17 protein-coding genes are annotated in these 20,971 nt (G+C 42.1%); 6 read left to right on the forward strand and 11 right to left on the reverse strand.

Translation table 11 applies throughout. The annotated features are described in order from the left end of the window. Window positions 1–8: 8 nt before the first annotated feature. On the reverse strand, window positions 9–2,981 hold the full coding sequence (locus tag ACW6QP_RS09380) for an amidohydrolase family protein (protein WP_457910612.1): 2,973 nt from the start codon (window positions 2,979–2,981) through the stop codon (window positions 9–11). A gap of 75 nt (window positions 2,982–3,056) precedes the next feature. After that, window positions 3,057–4,130 carry a DUF3810 domain-containing protein gene (locus ACW6QP_RS09385; protein WP_457910613.1) on the reverse strand — a complete coding sequence of 358 codons (1,074 nt, stop codon included), beginning with the start codon at window positions 4,128–4,130 and terminating at the stop codon, window positions 3,057–3,059. A 129-nt stretch (window positions 4,131–4,259) separates the two neighbouring features. Between ACW6QP_RS09385 and ACW6QP_RS09390 the strand changes: the two genes are divergently transcribed. Further along, entirely contained in the window at window positions 4,260–5,723 is a 1,464-nt protein-coding gene (locus ACW6QP_RS09390; RefSeq protein WP_457910614.1) for an aminoacyl-histidine dipeptidase, read from the forward strand. A 72-nt stretch (window positions 5,724–5,795) separates the two neighbouring features. Here ACW6QP_RS09390 and ACW6QP_RS09395 read toward each other — a convergent pair whose 3' ends face one another. Genes ACW6QP_RS09395 through ACW6QP_RS09405 form a run of 3 tightly spaced genes read right to left on the reverse strand, consistent with a single transcriptional unit; the run spans window position 5,796 to window position 8,492 of the window. Further along, the gene (locus ACW6QP_RS09395; RefSeq protein WP_457910615.1) at window positions 5,796–6,917 is read right to left on the reverse strand and encodes a peptidylprolyl isomerase; all 1,122 of its coding nucleotides are present in this window, start codon (window positions 6,915–6,917) and stop codon (window positions 5,796–5,798) included. Window position 6,918: 1 nt separating this feature from the next. Then, window positions 6,919–7,479 carry a gliding motility-associated peptidyl-prolyl isomerase GldI gene (gene gldI, locus ACW6QP_RS09400; protein ID WP_457910616.1) on the reverse strand — a complete coding sequence of 187 codons (561 nt, stop codon included), beginning with the start codon at window positions 7,477–7,479 and terminating at the stop codon, window positions 6,919–6,921. Beyond that, on the reverse strand, window positions 7,476–8,492 hold the full coding sequence (locus ACW6QP_RS09405) for a DHH family phosphoesterase (RefSeq protein ID WP_457910617.1): 1,017 nt from the start codon (window positions 8,490–8,492) through the stop codon (window positions 7,476–7,478). The genes gldI and ACW6QP_RS09405 overlap by 4 nt, the downstream gene beginning before the upstream one ends. Window positions 8,493–8,575: 83 nt before the next feature. Between ACW6QP_RS09405 and ACW6QP_RS09410 the strand changes: the two genes are divergently transcribed. After that, window positions 8,576–9,619, forward strand: a complete 1,044-nt coding sequence (locus ACW6QP_RS09410) for an alkaline phosphatase D family protein (RefSeq protein WP_457910618.1) — start codon at window positions 8,576–8,578, stop codon at window positions 9,617–9,619. 79 nt (window positions 9,620–9,698) lie between these two features. Further along, a complete protein-coding gene (locus ACW6QP_RS09415) occupies window positions 9,699–10,118 on the forward strand; it encodes a nucleoside-diphosphate kinase (RefSeq protein WP_457910619.1) in 420 nt (139 codons plus the stop codon). Between the two features lie 72 nt (window positions 10,119–10,190). Here the strand turns inward: ACW6QP_RS09415 and ACW6QP_RS09420 are convergent, their stop codons facing one another. After that, window positions 10,191–12,332 carry a M3 family metallopeptidase gene (locus ACW6QP_RS09420; RefSeq protein ID WP_457910620.1) on the reverse strand — a complete coding sequence of 714 codons (2,142 nt, stop codon included), beginning with the start codon at window positions 12,330–12,332 and terminating at the stop codon, window positions 10,191–10,193. A gap of 191 nt (window positions 12,333–12,523) precedes the next feature. Between ACW6QP_RS09420 and azu the strand changes: the two genes are divergently transcribed. The 3 genes from azu to ACW6QP_RS09435 all read left to right on the forward strand — a co-directional run bounded on the left by azu (window position 12,524) and on the right by ACW6QP_RS09435 (window position 16,523). Beyond that, on the forward strand, window positions 12,524–13,066 hold the full coding sequence (azu, locus tag ACW6QP_RS09425) for an azurin (RefSeq protein WP_457910621.1): 543 nt from the start codon (window positions 12,524–12,526) through the stop codon (window positions 13,064–13,066). 265 nt (window positions 13,067–13,331) lie between these two features. Further along, window positions 13,332–15,224, forward strand: coding sequence for a phosphoglycerate dehydrogenase (serA, locus tag ACW6QP_RS09430; protein ID WP_457910622.1), 1,893 nt, complete (start codon window positions 13,332–13,334; stop codon window positions 15,222–15,224). A gap of 216 nt (window positions 15,225–15,440) precedes the next feature. Continuing rightward, entirely contained in the window at window positions 15,441–16,523 is a 1,083-nt protein-coding gene (locus ACW6QP_RS09435; RefSeq protein WP_457910623.1) for a hypothetical protein, read from the forward strand. 5 nt (window positions 16,524–16,528) lie between these two features. Here the strand turns inward: ACW6QP_RS09435 and ACW6QP_RS09440 are convergent, their stop codons facing one another. From ACW6QP_RS09440 to ACW6QP_RS09460, 5 genes are all read right to left on the reverse strand, one after another. After that, window positions 16,529–17,209 carry an aspartate/glutamate racemase family protein gene (locus tag ACW6QP_RS09440; RefSeq protein WP_457910624.1) on the reverse strand — a complete coding sequence of 227 codons (681 nt, stop codon included), beginning with the start codon at window positions 17,207–17,209 and terminating at the stop codon, window positions 16,529–16,531. A 9-nt stretch (window positions 17,210–17,218) separates the two neighbouring features. Then, complete coding sequence (locus ACW6QP_RS09445; protein ID WP_457910625.1) at window positions 17,219–17,455, reverse strand: heavy metal transporter; 237 nt, start codon at window positions 17,453–17,455, stop codon at window positions 17,219–17,221. Between the two features lie 236 nt (window positions 17,456–17,691). Beyond that, complete coding sequence (locus ACW6QP_RS09450; RefSeq protein ID WP_457910626.1) at window positions 17,692–18,525, reverse strand: DUF1853 family protein; 834 nt, start codon at window positions 18,523–18,525, stop codon at window positions 17,692–17,694. Between the two features lie 66 nt (window positions 18,526–18,591). Continuing rightward, complete coding sequence (locus ACW6QP_RS09455; RefSeq protein WP_457910627.1) at window positions 18,592–19,803, reverse strand: porin; 1,212 nt, start codon at window positions 19,801–19,803, stop codon at window positions 18,592–18,594. Between the two features lie 106 nt (window positions 19,804–19,909). Beyond that, window positions 19,910–20,959 (reverse strand): AI-2E family transporter, encoded by a 1,050-nt coding sequence (locus tag ACW6QP_RS09460; RefSeq protein ID WP_457910628.1) that lies wholly within the window; start codon window positions 20,957–20,959, stop codon window positions 19,910–19,912. Window positions 20,960–20,971 lie beyond the last annotated feature (12 nt).

The following is a 20,971-nucleotide window of genomic DNA, read 5'->3' on the forward strand; positions in this document are numbered from 1 at the left end:
TTAAAATTTTAGCGGATTTCTCCCATGGTGTCACAATGAATATGCTGCTCTTCTTTCTTCACCGGCGTTTGGGTCTTAACCCCGTTATTTTTCGCCTTCAGCATTTGGGTAACCAGTTCGCTGCGTTCAGCTTCGATTTGCTCGCGCAGTTGTTCGTCTCTTTCTTTATCGAAGTACACCACACCCTGAATCATGGTTTTTTCAGGGATGGCATAGACAGAAAGTGGATGATCGGTCCATAGCACAAGATCGGCCTCTTTGCCTTCTTTAATACTACCTACTCTGTCGTCTATGTGTAAAAGTTTTGCGGGATTTAAGGTTACAAACTTCCAGGCATCTTCCTCGCTCACTCCACCATATTTTACACTTTTAGCAGCTTCCTGATTAAGTCTTCTGCTCATTTCGGCATCGTCGCTATTAATGGCTACCACCAGTCCCTGGCTATGCATAATTGGAGCGTTAAAAGGAATGGCATCATTCACCTCATATTTATAGCCCCACCAGTCTGAAAATGTCGAGGCTCCCACCCCGTGTTCTTTCATTTTGTCGGCCAGTTTATAGCCTTCCAGGATATGGGTGAAAGTGTTGATGTTGAAATCGAAGGCTTCAGCCACTTTCATTAGCATATTGATCTCGCTTTGAACGTAGGAGTGGGCCGTTACAAATCGCTCTTTATTCAAAATCTCTAAAATGGTTTCCATTTCAAGATCTTTTCTGAAGTTTTTGTTGTTGGCTTTCTCCTTTTCATAAGCGCGCGCACGGCTAAAGTAGTCGGTGAAAACCTGTTCCACACCCATTCTACTTTGCGGAAAACGGGAACGACTTCCCCAGTTCGATTGTTTTACATTTTCACCCAGGGCGAATTTGATGAATTTTGGAGAGTCTTCAAAAAGCATTTCATCGGCCGATTTTCCCCATTTCAATCTTAAAATCGCCGAGCGTCCTCCAATAGGATTGGCGGAACCGTGCAGCAACTGAACCGTGGTTACCCCACCGGCCAGGTTTCGATAGATGTTGATATCGGTTGGGTCTACCACATCTTCCATATTTACCTCGGCGGTAGAATTATGACCGGCTTCGTTAATAGCCGATGCCGCGATATGCGAATGTTCGTCTACGATTCCAGAGGTTAGGTGTTTCCCGGTCGCATCTATAACTTTAGCGTTGCCGGCACGAAGATTTTTGCCAATCCCGGCAATTTTCCCGTTTCGAACCAGGACATCGGTTTCTTCCATAATCCCGGCTTCTTCGTTGGTCCAAACCGTGGCATTTTTGAAAAGTACAGTTTCAGCTTCGGGTAGTTTTTCAAAACCATAGGCAACATTGGGGAAAGTGATTTTCGTAATGTCTTTGCTTTTCGACTCTTCTTCTTTTTTCTTTTCTTCGGAAGTTTCAGTCGGTTTTTTCACCGCCTTGAAATTGCTGGTTTTTCCGCCGGGAAGAATCGCCTTTCCGGAAAATTCATCACTGCTGCCGGCAATGCGGGAATTCAGTCGAATAAACTCGGTCTTGGTAGTATCGGGGGAAGAGAGCAACAAATTCATCCAGTTTTCTGAATAGCTCAATTTCGAACCAATTTTGGTTTCACCCAGTTTAACCTCTGCCTTTGGATTGGCAGTTTCCCCGGTGATCTTTAGTTCGTAGGTCTTTCCGTCAAGACTTAGCTCATAATCACCGCTTAGGTCAATTTGATTCATATCTGCAATCACAGCGCGTTCACCCTGAACCCAATTTTCATAAACGCGGCTTTCCTTATCGAAGAAATCGCCCGAGGTGATGATAAAGTTCGCCCAGGCTCCTTGCTTTAAAACCCCAAGATTATTCTCCTGACCAATGATTTTGGCAGGCACGGTGGTTAAAGCAGCTAAGGCATCTTCTTTAGATAAGCCATATTCTATAGCTTTCAGTAAATTATTTCTGAAATTTTTATCCAAATCGCTCCCGTGGGTAGTGATGCTGAAAGGCACCTTGTTTTCGGCAAGCAATTTCAGGTTTGCCGGCGCCTGGCTCCAGCGCTTCATATCGGCCAGGCTCACGTGGTTTTCCATATAAGGATCTTCCACATCGTAAGCATCGGGGAAATTAAGAGGGATTATAAAGCTTGCATTGGTAGCTTTTATATCCTGAATTCTCTCAAATTCATTTCCGCTACCAAGAATTACGTATTGTACTCCAAATTCATCACCAATTTTATCGGCACGAAATTCTTCCAATAAATTATCGGTAGCAAAGATTTGAAGCAGGTTTTTGTTCTCATTAAAAGCTTCAAGGGCGAGATCCTTATTTTTTGCCTGCCCTGTGGCATACCACCCGGCATCCAGGTAAACCTGGCGAATTAAAGCCATAGCTCCCATTATAGAAGTAGGGTAAGACTGTCGCGACTGTATGCTGTTATCGAACGAAAAATACTGGGCCGAGCGCTCGTTTAGAATTCGGTCGCCTTCGGTACCTTCAGGATTAAGGCTAACCAGTAAACCGGTACCGCGAATGATCCCGTCGGCCATATGGGTGTTTACCACACCAAAACCAGCTTTTTGGAGTTTTTCGGCTGCAGCTTTATCGTAGCTAAAATGCTTTACAGCCCGGGTCTCGGGGCGAATGTGATCGTTCCAGTAATAGCCTTCGCGAGAGGCATCGTATTGAGGCTGGCCGTTCCCGCCCTCGGCACGTTTAGGTTTTTCAATACCAAAATCGCTGTAGAGATCAATAAAGGAAGGATACACGTTTTTGCCCTTAAGATCTATACTCACTGCGTTGGCAGGCTCTTTTATAGATTTTCCAATAGCGGTGATTTTTCCATCTTTCACGGCAAACATTCCGTTTTCAATTACCGAACCAGGCTCGGTGTGAATTCTGGCATTTTTAAATACGGTGTAATTGGTTTTTTTGGTTTTTACACCATCGTTTTTTGGAAAATATTCCTGGGCCTGTAGTGAAAGGCCAGCCAGAAATACTAAACAAAACAGCAGTTTTAATTTCATAGAAGACTTGGGTTAAATAAGAATTTAATTGAAAAAGCCCGTAAATTAAGAAAATTTTAAAGATTTACAGGGCTGTTAGAAAAGCTTTTCTTCCTCCTGAAAATAATTTACCAAAAGCGCTACCACGTAGCTATAGCTGCGCATACCATCTGCCTGATTGTTTACGATGAGAAAGCGGTTATAAAACATTTGAAACAATGGTTCCAGGGGATTTTTATGAACCAACCAGAAATCTTCAACTTCCTTATAATTGGCGAGAATGCCGGGGCGTACCTCGGCTTTTAATTCTTCGAATAATTCGGGGTCGCGGCGGTATACCTCATTCAAACAATAACGCAGCGCGAAGGTAAATCCCGAATATTGAAAATAGGCGTCGGGATGATTCATCGTTGCCAGGCAGGCGATAAAATTCGCTTCATTTTCTTTGGCAAACCCCAGCTGATGCCCGATTTCGTGGCTGGCTGTGGTAGGGATTTTATAGGGCACTATAAGTGTATTCACCTGGGCCTCGTTGGTTAGTGGGTTCAAATATCCGTTAAATCCCATATAACTTAAAGGTAGAGAATACAGGGAGCGTTTTAAAGCTTCGCCCTCATATTGTAGCTCAGGGTAAATTTGCTTTAAATGGGAGTAACCTTCGATGGTCTTTACAAACAGCTCATTTTTAGAATGCGGAATGTCTACCTTAAGCGTATCATTGTCGCTTAATTCCTGGTGTAATTCATTCGATTTTATGATTAATCGCCGACTTAGGCTCACCAGTTCTTCAGTGGTATAATCATTTTCAATTTCCAGCGACTCGTGAAGGGGTAGGCGGTAATAGTTAAACCCCCAGAATAAATGAAAGCAAAAATAAATCACCGAGAGACTGGCCAGGGCGTCTGTCACCCAAAGCACAGGTTGTCGAAATTTGGTTTTGATGCGTCTATAAAGCCATAGTATAATAGAAACTACCAGGAAGGCATACAGCAGGTCTCCTACCGAGAAGGGAAAAATCCCCAGGCTGTAACGCATTATTTTTGAGATAATAGGGTAGAGATTGTTGCTGTACCAGCTTTCAACAAAATGCGGATAGCCCGCCAAAACCCCAATAAGTATAATTTGAACCGGAAGTAATAAAGCCAGGATAAATGTTGCTTTCCTTTTCATTTTTTATCAAATTCTGCAGCTGCGGCGGAATTTACAGGTTTTTTGGTTAAAAAATTTTTAAAAATAGCATAGATTTTAATTGCTGCCCAATTACCAATACCTTTGTGAATATACCAAATTTTATAAGCAATGAACCAGGAAATAAGTGAACTTGAACCCCGTGAATTATGGGGAAATTTTGTGAAGCTCAACGAAGTACCCCGACCCTCAAAAAAGGAGGAAAGGGTAATTGAGTTTATTAAAAAATTCGGAAATGATTTGCAGCTGGAAACCGAGGTTGATGAAACCGGAAATGTGTTGATTCGCAAACCGGCCAGCCCGGGAATGGAAGATAGAAAGCCTATAGTGCTGCAGGCTCACCTGGATATGGTTCATCAAAAAAATAACGACACCAACTTCGATTTTGAAACCCAGGGAATCCAAATGTTTGTAGATGGAGACTGGGTAAGAGCTAAAGGCACTACGCTGGGAGCCGATAATGGCCTGGGCGTTGCCACGATGATGGCGATTCTGGAAAGTGACGAAATCACCCATCCCGCCATTGAAGCTCTTTTTACGGTAGATGAAGAAACCGGGATGACCGGAGCCAAAGGCTTAAAACCGGGATTTTTAAAAGGAGAGATATTATTAAATCTCGATACCGAAGAGGATGATGAAATAGGAATTGGCTGTGCCGGTGGGGTAGATCTAACCGCTATAAAAGATTACACTCAGGAAGATACCCCCGATAATTCGGTGGCTTATGAAATCGTAGTCAAAGGTTTGCAGGGAGGTCACTCGGGAATGGATATTATCAAAGGCCTGGCCAATGCCAATAAATTAATGGGCAGGCTGCTTTATGATGCTTATAAAGATTACGGATTTAGAATTAGCGAAGTGCAGGGTGGTGGCCTTAGAAATGCCATTCCCCGGGAAGCACGGGCTTTAGGTGTTCTGGATCGTGAAAACCCCGATGTATTTCTGAATGAAAACCTTAATTTGATAAGGGAAATTAAGGCTGAATTTGAAAAACTGGAACCCAGGCTTGAAATCACTATAGCTGAGGCTGAAACTCCGGCTAAGGTTATGAAAGTTGAAGATCAACAAAGTTTTGTAAAAGCCCTGGCTACGGCGCATAATGGCGTTTACCGAATGAGCCCCGAAATCGATGGCCTGGTAGAAACTTCAAATAATGTAGCCAGTGTAGAGGTTAAAGACGGGAGTATCAAAATTAAATGCCTCACCCGTTCATCGGTTGAATCGTCTAAAACCGATTTGGCCAACAGCCTTCGTGCAGGATTTGAACTGGCCGATTTTAAAGTGAAACTTTCAGGAGAATATCCCGGCTGGGCTCCTAATTCTGAATCTGAAATTCTAAAGGTTTTAGATGAGATTTATCAAAAACAAAATAAGGAACAGGCCCATATTGCCGCCTGTCACGCCGGTTTGGAATGCGGAATTATCGGGAATCATTATCCCGGGATGGATATGATCTCGTTTGGTCCTACCATTCGGGGGGCACACTCGCCCGATGAGAGAGCCAGTATTTCTTCAGCCAAAAAATACTGGAAGTTTTTACTGGAAGTACTTCAAAATATTCCGAAGAAAAATTAACGGAATTTGAATGAAATAAAAAATGGCTGCCCGTTTGGACCAGCCATTTTTTATTTATAGTTTACTGTGTGATTATTCCTGGTCTTCTACCAATTCAACCACAAATACAAGATCGGCGTTTGGTGGAATTACACCTCCGGCACCGCGCTCTCCGTAAGCAAGATGACTTGGTATGAATAAAATCGCTTTATCGCCCGGGCTCATTTGCTGGATTCCTTCTTTAAATCCAGGGATCATCGGGGCATCTGGGCCGTAAGGAATTTCCATAGGACCATAACCATTCTGAGCTTTTCTTTGCGGATTAAAAATTCCCAATTCGGTGGCAAGGTCTTCCTTGCTTGTGTCAAATATGCTCCCGTCGGCAAAGTAACCTTCGTAATGAACCTGTACCATTTCACCATCGGCCGGTTTTGGGGAGTCGTTGTTTTCTTCAAAATAAATTTTCAGACCGCTTTCCAGAGTTTCGGCATCTCCTTCGAGAGCTTCAAATCTGGCTGCAGTTTCCTCAGCTGCTTCTCTAATACGTCTTTCGGTTTCTTCTTTTTCAGCCTGTTGAGCGTCTAATTCAGATTTAAAAACCTTAGGAGCATCAAAATTTTTCGCGGCTTTTCCTTTTCGGATGATGTTAAGCTCTTCAATTACAATGTCTTTAACCGGTTGATCTCTAGGGCCAGTTTCGGTACTTCCAATAGAGTCTACCACATCCTGTCCTTTAACAATTTTTCCGAAGACACTGTGGCGACCATCCAAATGTGGAGTAGGAGCCAGGGTTATAAAAAACTGGCTACCATTGGTGCCGGGACCTGCATTAGCCATAGAAAGCACTCCTTTAGCATCGTGAGAAAGACTGTCTACCACCTCATCAGGAAAACGGTATCCTGGTCCACCAGAACCGGTACCGGTAGGATCACCCCCCTGAATCATAAAGCCTTCAATCACCCGGTGAAATTTCAATCCTTCGTAGAATTTTTTGTCTTTGTAAGTGCTGTCTACCATAGGATTATTTCCTTCGGCCAGAGAAACAAAACTTGCTACGGTAATAGGAGTTTGTTCAAAATACAGCTGTGCCACAAAAGGCCCACGATTGGTTTCAAATTCGGCGTAAAGCCCATCTTCAAGCTCGGGATATTCTTCGTTACAGGCAACAAGACTTAATGCCACTGCAAGGATGAGTAAAAATTTTGGTGTTTTCATTCTAATTTCTGGTTTCTGAGTTTGGATTTTCTTCAATATTATGCAAAGTAACCTTTGCCTTTAAAGGAACATTGGTCCCTATTTTATTTTTATCGCCATAATAGCCATAGGCCTTATAGGAAGGGAAAAGAAAGGTAAGGGTTTCTCCCTCTTTCATAAGTTTTAAGCCCTGGCGCAGACCACTAAATAATTCTTCCTGATCTATGGCATACTCCCGGGTAGGTTTTTCACCTTCAGCATAAATTACCTCCCCATTTAAGGCAGAGAGGCTGTGATCAAAAGTCACCAAATCCCCAAATTCGGGGGTTTCGGTATTAGAAGAATCTGTACTTTTTTTATTGTAGTAATACCAGAAACCATCCTGTGATTCGAAGTATTCGTTAGAAGAATCTTTTTCGATAATTTCCTTTATTATGGCTTCTTCTCTTTCTACCAGCTCCTTATTTCTTTCGATAGATTCATTGATATAAGAACCTGAATTCTGTGAAACAGGATATCTGGCTTCAGGCGATTTACAGGAAACCAGCGCAAGACCAATCAGTAAAAAAGCTAATCTTTTCATTTGGATAATTCTTCGGCATATTGAGGTAAGATGCGGTTGAAGCGCACCACAGTATCCTGTAGGGAATCTTCACTTCTTCCGCCGGCAGCATTGAGATGCCCACCCCCGTCAAAATGAGTTCGGGCAAACTTGTTGACATCAAAATCTCCCTTAGATCTAAAGGAAATTTTTATAATTCCTTCCTGCTGGTTTTCTATAAAGATAACTGCAAAGATAATTCCTTCCAGGGCAAGACCGTAGTTTACAAATCCTTCGGTATCGCCTTTCTTAAAGTTGTGACGGTCTAATTCTTCCTGTGAAAGCGCGATATAAGCCGTTTTAAGCTGCCTGTTTACCTTTAGATTCTGAAGAGCCGTTCCTAAAAGCTGCATTCGCTCTTCAGAATTTGTATCGAAAACATTATTGTGAATTTCCCAATGTTTGGCGCCCTTTTCAATAAGATCGGCCACCACCCGATGGGTAGTGCTGCTGGTGGCTTTAAACCTGAAGCTACCGGTATCGGTCATAATCCCGGTATAAAGACAGGTTGCAATTTCGGGGGTGATTTTCTTTAAACCTCGCAGTTTATCTATGAAATGATAGGTCATTTCACAGGTAGAACTCATATTGGCATCGCTGTAGGTATGGTTGGCATAATCGGTTGGTTCCTGGTGATGATCTATCATCACAAAAACCGCTTCGGTATCTATAAGCGCCTGCTGCATTTCACCGCTTCGGGAAAGCGCATTAAAATCGAGAGTGAAAACCATATCGGCATCCTCGAGCAATTTATTACAGGATTCGGGTTCCTGCTCGTAGAGCTTTACCTTTTCGGCTCCCGGCAACCACTTTAAAAATTTCGGAAAATCATTAGGCGAAATTACCTGTACGCTATGCCCTTTGTCACTAAGAAAATGATAAAGTCCAAGAGATGCACCCATTGCGTCGCCATCGGGGCCTTTATGCGGTACGATCACTATATTCCTGGCCCGGGAAAGTTCGGCAGTGATCTCTAAAATGCTTTGTTCAATCATAGTTAAGGGGTAAAGATACAATTTATTAATTCCCGGAATAATTTCCGAATCTATATTTTAGCGGCTTCACAAATCAACAAAAAATGAAAATATTATTTCGAATTTGGCTGCTGTTTTTTCTGTTTAATTCCTGCGGAAGCAGCTCCAATAGCCCGGTAGTTCCTGCTTCCGATAAACAATCTCCTGCATTTCAAAGCGATTTCATCCTGGCATTTGGGAGTTGTAACAGGCAGGAATTGCCGCAACCTCTCTGGGAAACTATTCTGCAAAATAATCCCGATATATTTTTATGGGGAGGCGATAATATTTATGCCGATACCGAAGATATGCAGGAGCTATGGCAGGGCTACGAGCAGCAGCTTCAAAATGCAGGCTATCAAAAATTGTTGCAGCAAATACCGGTTACCGGGGTGTGGGACGACCACGATTATGGGGTTAACGATGGAGGAGCCGACTGGGAATTTAAAGACGAAAGTCAGCAGTTGCTGCTGGATTTTTTAAAAGTTGCAGATAACGACCCGAGACGGGAACGTGCCGGGGTGTATCACTCCAGACTTATCGAAACCCCTGGTGGAAGCATAAAGTTACTGTTACTGGATACAAGATATTTCAGGTCTGAACTTTTAAAAAGCGACAGCCCCGGGAAACGCTATCAAATCAACGAAACCGGAACTATTTTGGGCGAAGAGCAATGGCGATGGCTACGAACCGAATTGGAAAACTCCGATGCCGATTTTCATATAATTTTGAGCAGTATCCAGGTTTTGGCCTATGAACACGGCTTTGAAAGCTGGGTGAATTTTCCGAAAGATGTACAGCGGCTAAAAGAACTTTTGTCGCAAACCCAACCCAAAAATCTGTTGCTTTTAAGCGGCGACCGGCATATCTCAGAATTTTCTCAAACCAAAATTGAAGGTTTTGAGTACCCGCTGGTAGATTTCACCTCCAGCGGATTAACGCATGTATACTCCTCTTTTAGCGGGGAACCCAATCAATTCAGAAAAGGAGAGGTGATTAGTGAGCTTAGTTTTGGCCTGGTAAAATTCAATTTTGAAAAACAGGAAATCTTGCTCGAAATGCGTGGAGAAGAAAATCGTTTACAGCAATTCTACAGGCTAAAGTTTTAGAAGGTCAACATAAAGCTTTAATCAACTTGGTTTTGGAAGGGAATTATCTATTTTTGCAGCAAAATTAAAAACCCATACAATGGCAGGAAAAAGAACTTTCACCATGTTAAAGCCCGATGCAGTTGAGAACGGGCATATTGGTGCTATACTAGACCAGATTACCGCTTCAGGATTTAGAATTGTAGCGATGAAAATGACTCAAATGACCCAGGCCGATGCCGAGAATTTCTATGCAGTGCATGAGGAGCGTCCGTTTTTTGGAGAATTGGTTGAGTTTATGACCCGTGGGCCTATCGTAGCCGCGATTCTTGAAAAAGACAATGCAGTTGAAGATTTTAGAAGCTTAATTGGAGCCACTAATCCTGCAGATGCTGCTGAAGGAACTATTAGAAAGAAATTTGCCGCATCTGTTGGTGAAAATGCAGTTCACGGAAGTGATAGCGATGAAAATGCTGCTATTGAAGGAGCATTTCATTTCGCCGGAAGAGAGATGTTCTAAGGTATTTCTCCATAAATTAAAAAGCCATCCCGGCAACTTCGGGATGGCTTTTTTTATGATTTGAATTCAGGTTTATTCTTCGGGAACCGGGAAACCACGGTCTCTCATCAAGGCATCTATGGTAGCATCTCTTCCGCGGAAAAGTCGATAGGCCTCAGCCGGGTCCATCGCATTTCTGGGAGCAAATAAATACTTCACGAGTTTCTCGGCTACATTGCGGTCGTAAAATCCGTCGGGGGCTTCAGCAAAAGCTTCAGCAGCATCAGAGGTAAGCACATCGGCCCATAAATATCCGTAGTATCCGGTGGCATAACCCTCCCCGGAAAACACGTGCCCAAAATGCGGACTGCGGTGACGCATCACAATCTCCTTAGGCATTCCCAATTCTTCCAGGGTTTGCTTTTCAAATTCTCTTGGGTTTATCCCTTCGGGATCGGTGGTGTGATATTTCATATCCATTAGGGCAGAGGCTAAAAATTCGGTAGTGGCGAAGCCCTGGTTGAAGGTAGAAGCTTTTTTGATTTTTTCAACCAATTCCTGCGGAATCACCTCATCGGTCTCGTGATGTCTAAGGTAGCGGTTAATCACCTCATCGGTAGAAAGCCATCTCTCTAAAAGCTGAGATTGGAATTCGGTGTAGTCTCTCACGCCGCCATTAAGGGTAGGATATTTAACATCGGCTGCTAAAAAATGAAGCGCGTGACCAAATTCGTGGAAAAATGTGGTGGCATCATCCCAGGAAACCAGTACAGCTTCACCCGGGGCAGGCTTCATAAAATTTGAATTGTTTGAAGAAAGCACCGGCAGCGCTCCTTCCAGTTCTGAATAGCTGCGGTAGGTGGTGGCCCAGGCGCCAGAGCGTTTACCCTGCCGGGCGTATGGATCTAAATACCATAGTCCAACTAAATCACCAGAGTCTTTATCGGTTACTTCCCAAACTTTTACATCGGGGTGAAATACCGGCACGCTGCCTTCTTCTACGGGGCTGAATTCAAAATTAAAAATTTCGCCTGCAGTATAGAATAAGGCCTGGGTAAGATTGCCTAACTCCAGGTATTGTTTTACTTCTTCGCTATCCAGGTCGTATTTTTCTTTTCTCACTTTTTCTGCGTAATAGCGGTAATCCCAGGGCTCGATGCTAATGTTAGCACCTTCGCTATCGGCAACCGCCTGCATATCGGCGACTTCTTCTTTAACCCTTGCCAGGGCAGCAGGCCAAACGGCTTCCATAAGTTCCATCGCGTTTTCGGGGTTTTTGGCCATCCTGTTCTGAAGGCGCCATTGAGCATAATTGTCGTAACCCATTAATTGTACGCGCTCGTGTCTTAGCTTTAGGATTTTGGCGATGATGTCGTTATTGTCAAACTCATCACGATTATCACCTCGGGAGTAATAATTGGTCCAAACCTTTTCTCTCAATTCCCGCTCATCGCTATAGGTCAAAAACGGGTCCATCGAAGAGCGGGTGTTGGTTACCGCATATTTACCCGGCTGGCCCAACTCTTCAGCGGTACTGGCGGCCGATTTCACGTAAGATTCCGGTAGACCGCCCAGTTGATCTTCGTTTAGATAAACCACATAATTCTCTTCATCGGCCAGGACATTGTTGGAGAATTTGGTATAGAGTTCAGAAAGTTCCTTATTGATTTCGGCGTAGCGCTTTTTGGCCTTCTCATCGAGGTTGGCCCCTTCCATAGCGAATTCTTCGTAAATAAGGTCGATTACCCGCTGTTCCTGGGCTCCCAGTTCATTTTTTTGAGAGTTTTCCCATACTGTTTTGATGCGTTGAAACAACTTCTCATTTTGGGAAATTTTGGAGCTGTATTCTGAAATTTTTGGCGATAACTTGCGCTGAACCTCCCTAAATTCAGGAGAAGAAATATTGCTGCTGAAAATTCCGTAGTAGGTAAAAGCCCTTCTTAGGTCTTTGCCCGATTTCTCCATAGGCACTATGGTATTTTCGAAGGTAGCGGGTTGAGAATTATTTGCGATTTCTTCTATTTCCTGCAAATGCATTGCCATCGCTTTTTCTAGGGCAGGTTTTACCAAAGAGACTTCCATTTTATCGAATGCAGGCACCCCGGCATAGGGCCCGGTCCATTCGGCTAAGAGAATATTCTGCATGTCTTGTTGAGAATTTTGTGCTGTTAAAGGGCTGGCCAGGATGGTGGTGAACGCCAAAGCCCCCAGATTTTTGAGTAATTTTGTCTTCATTTTTAAAGTTTTTTCTGCTGCCTGAAGATACGAAGTTTTACATAAATCGAGATCAAATTTCACGCCTTCAGAATTCATCGATTTTTGAATTTCAGCTTAAAAAAGGCCCGACCGGGTTTACAATTGAGTTTAAAATCGGTTATCTTTGGTACACTTATAAAGGAATAAACATTCAATTAATTTAACTAACAATGAAATTTTTAAGAAACTTAAGTTTAGTATTTGCTACTTTATTATTGGTAGCCTGCGGTGAAAAAAAGGAAAAAGAGGCCGATGATGATTACACCATTGGAGATTCTAAAAAAGAAACCCGAGCTACTGAAAAGTCTACTTCCGATTCAAAATTTTCTGAAGATGATGATGTAGTAGAACTCAGCATTGAAGGGAACGATCAAATGCGTTTCAACAAAACCCAGTTAAAAGTAAAAGCCGGGCAAAAGGTGAGACTTACTCTTAAACATACGGGACAGATGGATGTAAACGTAATGGGTCATAACTGGGTGTTGCTTAAGCAGGGGACTTCTATTAATGAATTCGGAAATGCCGCTGTTAACGCCAAAGACAATGATTATATCCCGCAAGGCACCGATGCCGTTATCGCGCATACCGAGATGATTGGAGGCGGCCAGACCACCACCGTAGAATTTGAAGCTCCAGAGGCCGGTGAATATGATTTTATTTGCAGCTTTCCCGGGCATTATTCTCTAATGAAAGGGAAATTTATTGTAGAGTAAATTTTTTAAAATTTAAAAAAACCTGTCTTTGAGTTTTCAGAGACAGGTTTTTTTATGGAAAAATTGAATTTTAAAAAAGTGGATTTTTTAATTTTTAAGCTCTTTTTTAAGCTTTCATTAAAATTGAAGTGTTCATTTACCCGACAATTGAGAAATATATATTAATGTTAAAAACCAGTGTATAACAGGCATTTTTTGGCGAAGATTGAAGTCTCAGGAATATATAAAAACCTTAGCTTTAGCCTTTGAAATTTGCAAACCAACAATGGAAACTAAACGGCATTTTGTAATAGATTTCGACAGTACTTTTACCCAGGTAGAAGCCCTCGACGTTCTTGGGGAAATTTCTCTTGAACGCGATGAAGAAAAAGAGAAAAACCTCAAAGAGGTAGAAGAACTAACCGATTTAGGAATGAAAGGAGAAATCTCTTTTAGAGTTTCTCTTGAAAGACGCCTGGAGCTTTTAAAAGCGCATAAAAAACACCTGGAGCCGCTCATAGAAAATTTAAAGGAGAGGGTTTCTTCCTCTTTTGTGCGAAACCGCGAATTTTTCACCGAGTATCACGAGCATATTTATATCGTCTCTAACGGATTCAAGGAATTTATAGTTCCCATTGTAGAGGAATATGGCGTGAAAGAACAAAACGTTTACGCCAATACCTTTGAATATAATGAAGAAGGGCACATCATAGGTTTTGATCGTGATAATGTACTATCTTCAAGCAATGGAAAGGTTGAACTTTTAAAAAAACTTAATTTAAAAGGCGATGTGTATGTGATTGGAGATGGCTATAATGATTATGAGATTAGGGCCTCAGGCCTGGCCAATAAGTTTTATGCCTTTACCGAAAACGTGGAACGCGAGAAAGTACTGGCAAAAGCCGATCATATCACTCCCAGTCTTGATGAATTTTTATTTGTACATAATATGAACAAAGCGATTTCTTATCCCAAAAACCGAATCAACGTACTTCTTTTAGAAAACGTGCACCCCGATGCCGTAGCCATAATGAAAGAAGAAGGCTATAATGTAAGCACTCATCCCGGAGCGATGGACGAGGAGGAGCTTTGCGAACGCATTAAAGATGTTTCGATTATCGGGATTCGTTCAAAAACCCATATTACCAAAAAAGTTTTGGAAAATGCCAACCGGCTTATTGGGGTAGGGGCTTTTTGTATAGGCACAAATCAAATCGACCTGGAAGAATGTCTTAAAAAAGGTGTAGCCGTATTTAATGCGCCTTACAGCAATACCCGTTCGGTGGTAGAATTGGCCATTGGGGAGATTATTCTTTTAATGCGGAATTTACCCGATAAAATTCGCCTGATGCACCAGGGGAAATGGGAAAAATCGGCCAATAACAGCTTCGAAACCCGCGGAAAAAAACTGGGAATCATTGGCTACGGAAATATCGGCGCCCAGCTTTCGGTAGCTGCTGAAGCTATTGGCTTTGATGTTTATTATTATGATATAGAAGAAAAGTTACCGCTGGGAAATGTTACCAAATGCGGCTCTTTGCAGGAACTGCTTCAAAAGGTAGATATAATAAGTCTGCACGTTGATGGCCGTAAGGAAAATCAGGATCTTATTGGGGAGAAGGAGTTTGAAATGATGAAAGAAGGGGTTATTTTCCTCAATTTAAGCAGGGGTCATGTGGTCGATATTCCTGCCTTAAAAGCAAATATCGAATCGGGCAGGGTGATTGGAGCGGGAATAGATGTATTTCCAACAGAACCAAAAACCAATAATGAAGAATTTCAGTCTGAATTAAGAGGTCTGCCCAATGTTATTCTCACGCCACATATTGGCGGTAGCACCCTGGAGGCCCAGGAAAATATTGGAAATTTCGTTCCGGGGAAAATTATTGAATACATCAATACCGGAAGCACAACCAACTCGGTTAATTTCCCGAACCTGCAGTTACCGGTACTAAAAAATGCGCATCGTCTAATTCATATTCACCAGAATATGCCCGGCGTGATAGCCGAGATCAACAGAATTTTGGCAAATCACGATATTAATATTGTAGGACAATATCTAAAAACCAATGAAACCATTGGATACGTGATCACCGATATCGATAAGGCCTACGATAAGGCGGTAATCAGCGATCTTAAAAAACTTAAGGGTACTATTCGCTTCAGGGTTTTATACTAAAAATTTGATTTCTGTTTTTGTATCCCGGGCCTGTTTTTGATAAAAAAGGTTCCGGGAATTTTTATTAGCGGCTATTTTAGCTATTCTTACAGGAAATCCCCCATATTTCTTTCCTGAGATTTCTCCTAATTTTAAGTCTTAGATTTTCAGATCACCCCCGATCTTCCACTTACTTACCGGTTTTGGCCAAGCTTTCTAACTAACCAATTCAGTGATATGAAAAAATTATATTTTTTAGCCATTCTTTCGCTGTCCTTATTTTTGATCAATTCCTGTTCAACTGAAGCTGAGATCATGGAAGAGCCGGTGATAGCCGAAGAGCTTGTAAGCCTCCAATTTGGCCCGATGCTTACAGAGCTGCAATTTATGGCCCCTAACCAGCAAACCCAGAATAACGATAATCCACAGCAGGATAATAACTTTGAAGAACAACAGGAGTTTATGCAAACCTGTGTAAGTGCCATCCCGGCCTTTCTTGATATTGTACTTTCTCGCGATGGCAATATGATGCTTGGCGATATGGATGCCCCGGTTCGAATTCCCATTCATCAAACACCTTTTAGTGACCCCAACGGCAATGGAAATGGCCAACCCGTATATTTTACACAGGAATCCCCGGCTTTGCAACTTCCGCCCGGGAATTACCAATTGGAGTATGCCACGGTATTAAATGCCGATGAAGAAATTGTATGGTTGGCTCCCAGAATGGGCGATACCCCCGGAAACCTGGCGAACCTGGTAGATAATCCGCTGCCCTTGAGTATAAATTTAGCCGCACATACCAAGCCCTATGTGCCTTTAGATGTAATTTGTTATGACGATAGAATTGTAAACCGGTATGGTTATATATTCTTCGATATATATGGACTTGAATTACTTCAGTTTTGCATCTTCGGAAATTATTGTGATGAAAATGGCCGGCATTATTCTGCATATTTTGCCGTGGATATTTGGAGATACAGCGGAAATCCCGACAGCCCAAAGGGCAGTGTGCTTTACCCCGGGCTCGAAAATGCCATTTGGATAGAAGATGATTTTGAAAATGGTATTTCTACTGAAGGTGCCACCACGCTTTGTTTACAATTACCCGACGGGCCGGGCTCAGATCAATATTATGTTGAAATAACCTTGCTTCCCGGCTTCGGAAATTCTGAAACCGAACTTATAAGAGCCGGGGTGATAAGCGATGATGATGTACGTTCTTTATTTGATGGGCCGGGTTCCCTGGATCCCTATCATTTCAGGGCCGGTTGTAGCAATATAGATTCTCCCGATTTTTTTGGAATGGGAGAAGAATAAACTAATTATTCCAGAATAAAATCCACGGCCATTTGAGCGTGTAAACGCGTGGTATCTAAAAGAGGTAATGGGCTGTCTTCCTGCTTCAAAAGCATAGGCAGCTCGGTACATCCCAGGATGATGGCATCGGCACCCCTGGATTTTAATTTTTCGATTTGTTCCCTGTAAAAATTTCGGGCTTGTTCAGTAAATTTTCCCTGGGTGAGTTCCTGGGAAATATAATTATGGGTTTCTTCCAGATCCTCGCCCTGAGGAATTAAAACCTCCACCTCAAATTTTTCCTCTAACCGGTTTTTAAGGAAAGTCTGGGTCATTGTAGGCCTGGTTCCCAAAAGCCCAAGACTCTTATAAGCCTTGCTTTTGGCTTCATTTCCTGTGGCATCGGCTATATGAAGAATGGGAATATTTATCTTAGGCTGTACAAAATCATATACCAGGTGTGGGGTATTGGCGCAAATTATAATGGCAGTGGCTCCCGCATTCTCAAGTTTCTTAGCAATTCTAAGATATTCCTTTTTAATGGCATCCTGATCCCCATCCCGCATTATCTGCACGTTAAGGCTATATAACAACAAAGGCGGATTCTGCTTAGGGCCAATTTTCTCTGAAGCCAGGTCGTTTAATAATCGGTAATATTCAATAGTGGAGTGCCACGAAGTGCCTCCAATCATTCCCATTAATTGCATAATTAGCGTTTAAGTATTTTGTCTCTTCAATTTTCCCGAATAGGGCAGGGTGCCGGGATAGCCCAGTAAATCGAGCATTCTAATTACCCTTATAGCAGCCTCATCGCTGTGATAAATAAAGGAAATTCTAGACAATTCCCTGTCTACGGTCACCTCGGTGAGATCCTTTATTTCTGCGAGTTTTTCTAAAATACGCTTTACTGCAGAATTTTCATTGAGATTTTTTACAAAGATGTTAGCTTTCATTTTTAGCAGGATTGAATTTCAAAAACTAAGTTTCAGGTTTCAATCCAAAGATGAAGTTTTTTTACGCAACGCATTATGAGGAAAATCAGTTTTTGGAAATTGTGAATTACCATCTAAAAATAAAGCGTATAAGCCGTAACAGTTCCAGAAATAAATAACCTGTAATGAAAAGCGTTTACAAACTTTCACCCGAGCCCAAAACCGGGATAATTTTTTTCACAATTCTGCTTAATTCGTTAAAGCTTTTTGTAAGGCCACCAGACTACGAAAAAGCGTTCATAGCCTCTGTCTCTGGTTTTCATCCACACCAGGGGCGACTTTTCCTTCTCGTGAAATTGCTCTATTTTTAAGCGGGTTTCTTCAAAATTCATCCAGTTTTCGCCGGTATTGGGTTTTAAAGGCCATTGCGGTTTTGGAGGTAAATAAAACCGATTTCCGGCGTATTCTTCTTCTGAAAACTCATTATAGGAAATCCAGTAACCGCTTATGCAATCTGAATTTATAATAGGCAAGTTGGTTGGAGTAGCTTTTTTTGGCGGAAACAGCCAGGCCTTAAAACAACTAAGCTGTTTTATTCTGGCTTTATCGATTTTAAGACTTTCTAAAAGCTCAATACTTTCAGGTTCTTCTAGCAGTGGGAATTGTTGTGTTTTTAATTTCTGAAGTTTTTTTACCAGAGTATCCTTTCGGTTGGGACCAATCCATCGATCTACTTCCGAAGAAAAAGCAGTATCATAAACGTAAAATTTATACACCAGTTCCAGATGAATTATTTCCCCGGTTTGTCGGTTTTTGAGCAGATAATCGATCTCGCCCAGGGTTATTTTATTTCTGCTAATCTGTTTATTGGCCAGAAGCACTTCATAGGTTTCAGAATTTCTGAGTAGAAATTCACAAAAATGCTCCATACGTTTGCCCAGGACCCGGGTTTTGGGTGAGGGCACTTCAGTAATTAAAGATCGAGATGGGATCGCCGGAAATTCAAATTGTTGCACCTCACTAAACTCGCCGTGCCATAGCGGCGGGGTGTTATAAAATGCGAGTAATTGTTCCAGGTTCGGGATTTCCATTTTGCAGTTGATGAAAATAAAAAAAGGAGGATAAAATCCTCCCTTTCTTATAGATATTTATTTTTTCTAAAAGTTTACCTGGGCCTGAATCCTGAGTAAATTTCCCTCCTGAAGGTTGCTTGGTCGTAAGGCATCTTCAAATCTTCTAGAAGAAATCACATACATCGCTACCAGTTCAAAGGCTCTGAATGGGCGCCATTCTATACCTAATTCCAATTCGCTTACCTCGTAACTTCTGGCATCACGTTCAAATTTCTTACCTCCATCATAATAGTGATAACGGGTAAAAGGATAGAGCAGGTGACCTCCAATTTCGGTTTTATAGGTAAGAGTGGCATATCCCCCGTGTAAGGGACTGTCTTCTATAGTATTATTTTCGGGATTATAACGGGGGCCGCGACCCACGTTATATTCGGCCTGTATTCCAAAGGGTTGCGGGTAAAGCACAAAACTGGCGGCAGCCCGCTGGTCGAGATAATTTAAATCTGGATCTACGATAGTACCGGGAGTAATATTCCCGGCCGGGATTTGATATTGACCGGTGTAACCCTGTATTCCCGGTTCAATGATTTGGTTGCCAATTACGAAAGGGTAGGAGGCGCGCGCCACCACGTGCAATTCATCGTTTAACTCGGCAGCGTTTCCGGTTTGCCCGTTAAAAAGCCCGAAACCTAGCACTCCATAATCGCCTGAACCTTTAAGGCCTTCACGGGTAAGCATAGAGAATCTTTTTCGCACTTTTTCTGGAGCCCAATAAAAGAAAACCCCTAATTCCCGTTCGTTTTTAATCGAAGAGTTTAAAGCGTCGTTACGATCTAAAGGCAAACGGTTCTGGCTGGACTGCATATTTTCGAATCCGAAGGGCACTTTACTCTGCCCAATTCTAAACCTGTATTCTCTTTTTTTGTCGATACTCACATCAAAATAAGCATCGCGAATCTGGCCGTAGTGAATCCCATTTCCACCGCTGGCAAAATCGGGTTGAATATAGAAATATACATTATCGCCTAAATTCCCGGAAAACTTTAAACGAACCCGGCGCAGGGAAAAGCCATTTCCGCGGCCCCAGCTATAATCACACTGGGCGCACTCTAAATCTGGGTTGGTTTCGAACAGTCGGTTATACCTGGCCTGCACGTAACCCCCGATAGTAAAAGTGTCAAACCAGGCCTGGGCTCTGGGCGGATAAGGAAGGGTGTCGGTTTGAGCTGACGAAGTGTAACTTAAACTCGCAAAAAACAGGAACAGACAAAATTTTACGGATAGTTTAGATAACATTAAAATAAAATTAAGTTATTAAAATCGGCCGCAAAATAATGCTAATTTCAAGTAGGAAACACTATAAAAATCAAAAGTTTAAGTTTACTTAACATTGCCTTAAAATTCAATTATCGTTGCCAATCAAATATCCGAAGGCATTTAAAGCCTTAACCCTGCAAAAAATCACGTTGAGAATTCCCAAAACCGGGATAGCCAATATCATTCCCATTACTCCCCATACCATATTGCCTAAAATAATCGCTAAAATCACAAAAAACGGGTGTAAATCTACCTGATCGCCAACTATGTAAGGTTCGAGTACATAACTTTCTAAAAACTGAACGATGGTAAAAGTGATGATGATTCCTATTAGCACCGAAGTGTCACCCTGCATCAAATAGCCAAAACTAAAGGCCAGAGCCAGGCCGACCATATTCCCAATAAACGGAATCAAACTTAAAAAAGCTGCGATTAAACTTATAATGATGAAATTATTTACCCCCGAAATTCCCAGGCCAATAATGTAGGTAACCGAGAGGAAAATAATAAGCAATAATTTTCCTTTGAGATAACCCTGGGCGACCCCGGCGGTCTCCTCGATGATATCCTTCACCTCGTCTTGTTTTTCTTCTGAAAATAACTTCAGAATAAACTTCTTAAACATATGCCGGTATTGCAGGAGAAAGAATATGTAAATAAATGTAAGTATATAATCCCCCATAAAGCTGAAACTTTTTTGCAGGAAACCAAAAGCTTTTGCACCGCTGTTTTCACCGGTGAGGTCCTGTAATTGCCGCTCTTCCTTGTATTGTTCCATCTCCTGTTTGGTGAGCGGGGTATGTTCAAAAATATAAGATTCTAATTGCTCGATTTTTGGTTGTACCGTTTCTGTGATTTTATCCCAGTCATCTATAAAGGTCTTAACCTGAAGCGATAAAACAGCAAACATCACCAGAGAAAGAATAAACAGAATTATAGTGTTAATAAAGGATGCCAGCATACGCTTCATTCCTTTTGCTTCCATTTTATTGCTTAAGGGAATCATTAGCAGCGCCAGAATAATGGCGGTAACTATGGGAGCCAGAAATTCTTTGGCTTCCACTAGCCCATTAAAAAGAAAGTAGGCACCTATTACCAGAGCGACAAAAGAATAGAGCAGTTTTTTTTGAGTCATGTTTAGGTTGGT

It is taken from the genome of Salegentibacter haimaensis (genome assembly GCF_054121495.1).